2 protein-coding genes are annotated in these 4,114 nt (G+C 58.8%); one reads left to right on the plus strand and one right to left on the minus strand.

The features are described 5' to 3' along the window. Positions 1 to 200 precede the first annotated feature (200 nt). Positions 201 to 1,439 (plus strand): molybdopterin molybdotransferase MoeA, encoded by a 1,239-nt coding sequence (locus P1S46_01245; protein ID MDF1535111.1) that lies wholly within the window; start codon positions 201 to 203, stop codon positions 1,437 to 1,439. A gap of 156 nt (positions 1,440 to 1,595) precedes the next feature. On the opposite strand, the gene P1S46_01250 is transcribed toward P1S46_01245, so the two are convergent. Next, positions 1,596 to 3,875 carry a methyl-accepting chemotaxis protein gene (locus tag P1S46_01250; GenBank protein ID MDF1535112.1) on the minus strand — a complete coding sequence of 760 codons (2,280 nt, stop codon included), beginning with the start codon at positions 3,873 to 3,875 and terminating at the stop codon, positions 1,596 to 1,598. Between the last annotated feature and the right edge of the window lie 239 nt (positions 3,876 to 4,114).

The raw sequence follows: 4,114 nt of genomic DNA on the forward strand, positions 1-4,114 counted from the left end.
AAGACGGCGGTATCAAGTGGCGCTTCAAGTCGAATTCATTCGACGCGCCACTTCAAGCCCTCGGCTTACAGCCGAGGTCTAGCTGACTTGGGCTTTGATCTTGCCTTACCCTGTGAAACCCTGTGCCTGCCAGCCGTAGCTTCATGCGAAGGTTGGTACCCTGTGGTTTATGCTCTTGAATGTCCAAGGAGGTTTTCTTTGTGATTAGGGTAGCTGAAGCAAGATCCATCGTGCTTGACAATGTGATCCCCCTCGGCAGCGAGGTCGTGGGCCTCGACGAGTGCCTGTTCCGGGTCCTGGCCCAGCCGGTCACCGCCCGGCGTCACGTCCCCCCCCGGGACAACTCGGCCATGGACGGATTTGCCCTGACTGCGGCAGCTACGGGCGCCGCGACAGAGCAGAATCCCGCTGCACTGCCGATCGTCAGGACGATCCGTGCCGGTGACCGGGCCGGTGACCCCGTGGGAGAGGAACAGGTGGTGAGGATAATGACCGGCGCGCCTGTCCCGGAGGGGATCGACACCGTGGTGCCTGTAGAGCAGACCCGCGTGGAGGCGGAGACCCTCTACCTGACGGTTCCCCTCAAGGCCGGCGCCAACATCCGCAGGGCAGGTGAAGATATCAGGGAGGGCGAAGAGATGTTTCTCGCCCGACGCCCTCTCAGGCCGGCAGACCTGGGCCTTGTCGCCTCCCAGGGCATCGCCCAGCTCAGGGTTTTCCGGAGGCCCGAGGTGGCCATCCTCGCCACGGGGGATGAAGTGGTCAGTCTGGGGGAGGTTCCCCACGAAGCGCAGATCTACAGCAGCAACACCCATGCCCTGACCGCCCTGGTAAGGGAGTGCGGGGCCGTGCCGCGGCAGTTGGGGATCGCAAAAGACGATCCGGATCACCTCGCCGTCATGATCGAGGAAGGGCTGCAGTCCGATGTGCTCGTGACCACCGGCGGCGTCTCCATGGGGGACTACGATTACCTCAAGGATGTTTTCCGCGAGGTGGGCGTGGAGGTGCTGTTCTGGAAGGTGGCCCAGAAACCGGGCAAGCCGATGACCTTCGGGGTGAGGCGGGGCAAGCCGGTATTCGCCCTTCCCGGGAACCCGGTGTCAGCCACCTTGTCCTTCGAGCTTTACGTGCGCCCCGCCCTGAGAAAGATGATGGGGCATACCCGCCTTTTCCGGCCCACGGTGCGGGCGGTGCTGGAGCAGGACGTGAAGAAGAAGCCCGGTCGCCGCAACTTCATCCGTGGGGTTGTTGAGAGAAAAGAGGACGGGATCCTCTATGCCCACACCACGGGTAAACAGGGGTCAGGGATCCTCAGGTCCATGTCGGCGGCCAACGGGATCATCATCCTGCCCGAGGACGCCGAGGGGGCGAAAGCGGGGGAGCGGGTGGAGGTGTATCTCATAGACAGTGAAGAGGCGCTGAGCAGCGATAGCAATTAAGCGCTATCGCTATCAAAAACTGTAACGCACAAGTTACGCAAAGGCGGCTCGCTGGCAGGACGCCCGTCCCGACCCTCGACAAGCTCGGGACAGGCGGAGGAGCGCGGCGTGCCTGCCATAACCCATGGCGACGGCTGGAGGAAAATCGGGGAAGAACTACAGCTTTGGTTTTTGACGGGTGAATGCATTGATCGACTTTTTCTTCAACTCCCCTTCTTCCACTTTCACAGTTCCTTCCTGTTCCTCGTCACCATCGGCTTCCTCAAGGGTTTCCTCTCCTCCATTGAGCTGGAACAGCCTGACCGAACCGATGAGGAACTCGGCCTGGGAGATGAATTTCTTCGACGATTCGACGATGGACTCCGAACTGCTCAGGTTGTCGCCCATGAGCTTTGACACCCCCGATGTGATGTTGATGATGTTCCTGATGCCTGTGGCCTGTTGTTCCGTAGCATTGGCGATCTGATGGGACATTTTGTCAACGTGGCCCATGGCGGTCATTATCTCGGCGGTGCTCGCCTGCTGCTGGGTCGCAGCGGAGGTGATGTCATCGGACATATTCTTGACGCTCTCCATCGCTTCCATAACAGATCTGCTGGTACTTTTCAGTTCATGCAGGGCATTGGCAATGTCGGTAACCTCCCTGGAGGATTGTTCGGCGCTCTCGGATATTTTTTCCAGTGATTCCCTGGCCTGACGGGTGCGGTCCATGTTTTCGCCGGCCAGTTCCGAACCCTGCCTTATGGTCGCCACGGTGGAGGAAATGTCCATCTGAAGGGAGTTTACTATGCCGCCGATCTCCTGAGAGGAGCTCTTGACCCCCTCGGCGAGTTTCTTGATCTCCTCGGCTACCACGCCAAACCCGCGGCCCTTCTCACCCGCCTGAGCCGCGATGATGGCTGCATTCAGAGCGAGCAGGGAGGTGCTGTCGGCGATCTCCTGGATGACTTCCAGAATGGTGCCGATATCCCTGGAGCGCTCCTCGAATTTAACCATGGTGCTGGCTGCCGCTGTCACCGACCCGTGCAGCATCTCCATGCCTTCCATGACCTTGTCCATCGACTCCCTGCCTTCTGTCGCAGCCAGGGTCGTCTCCTGGGAGATGCTCGAGGACAGGCTCACGCTATCGGCTGCTTTCTCGATGGAACGGACTGTACTGGTCAGTGCTTCGATGGTCCTGTTGGCTTGTTGGGAGAGTTTCTCGGCATTGACCGTTATGTGGCTGATGGATGAGGTCATCTGGGTCATGGAGGCGGTGGTCTCCCCTGCGGACGATGACAGGTTCTCCATGTTTGAGGCGACGGATTGGATGCTTTCTCCCATCACTTGTTTTGTGGTCGTCATCTCTTCTGTCGCGGCGTTGACCTCCCTGACGATGCTCTCACCCTGGCCGGAAAGCTCCGAGATCTCTCTCCCCATGTCCATGATCCCCTGGGCGTTGGAGCGAACCTGGAAGATCAGGGAACTCAGGCCCTTTTTCATGGACTCCAGGGATTTCCCGAAGGCATCCTTCTCTGATCGGGTCTCAACATGGCCGGCAAGGTTCCCGTTGGCCACTTCGGCCGCCACCGATGCCACACGCTTCAGATATTCGAGCATGCTCTGCACCGACTTTCCAAGGATGTCGTGCTCCGACCTGAGCACGATATCGCTGTCCAGAACTCCGTCTGGGACCTCGGATGCGATCCCGGCAACGTAGGTCAGGTAAGCCGAGATGTCGTTAAACACTCCCTCCAGGGCCGCGATCTTTCCAACATTGGATTCCTTCTCCATGGTCCCGGTGATCTTTCCCCGGGCGAGGTCCCGGCCAAGGGAGATGATCCTGTCGATGGGTTTTTTGATGGTGACCTGAGTCAGGTAAGCGCCTGCCGACAGGGATACAGCCAGGAAAAGAATGAGGAGGAAAAGGGAGTTGATGACCATGCGGTTAACCACTGCCGAGGCGTAGGACTCCGGCATCCCCACGTCGACAGCGCCGATGAATTTGTCCCCGTCAAGGATGGGAACCAGGGAGTGGTACACTCCGTTGTAGAGGACCGTGGCCAGCTTCTTCCCCTTCAAGCTGAGGAGGATCGTGCTCCCGGCGGTTTTCCCTCCCATATCCGTTGTGCTGTGGGCCGCATAGAAACCTTCGGGGTTCACCACCGCGAAGTGGGTGACGCTCTTGTCCCGGTTTAGTTCGTAAAGTTGGGAACACTGGACCGAGAGCTTTTCCAGAAGGGACTGGGGATCGCCCGCAAAAGCGGGGTTGTATCTTTTGAGAGCTTCGGCGTTGTTCAAAATGCCCTGGGCCAGGGCTTCAGAGCGGATCCCCACCGTTTCCAGGGCGAAGCTCTTCAGGTTGCTGATCTGAAAGTAGGTGCTCACCAAAAGGACCGCGGAAATGGTCCCTCCCAGTGACAGGAGAATATTCCTCCGCAATGTCGATTTGAACATGGCCTTTCCCTTTCGGCGGTGTACTTGACAGGGTCGCAAAAAGTCCGGGCGGGACTTTTTGCTCGACGGAAAGCGAAAAGTGTCATTTTCGCTTTCCTCACGGATCAATGGCACATTGGTAGGCCATTGATCCGGGCGCCCCACCCGGGGCGCGTTGATGACTTTTACGCAAAGCCATCAACTGACAGGGTCGCAAAAAGTCCGGGCGGGACTTTTTGCTCGACGGAAAGCGAAAAGTG

Source organism: bacterium (genome assembly GCA_029210545.1).
GTDB lineage: Bacteria > BMS3Abin14 > BMS3Abin14 > BMS3Abin14 > BMS3Abin14 > JARGFV01.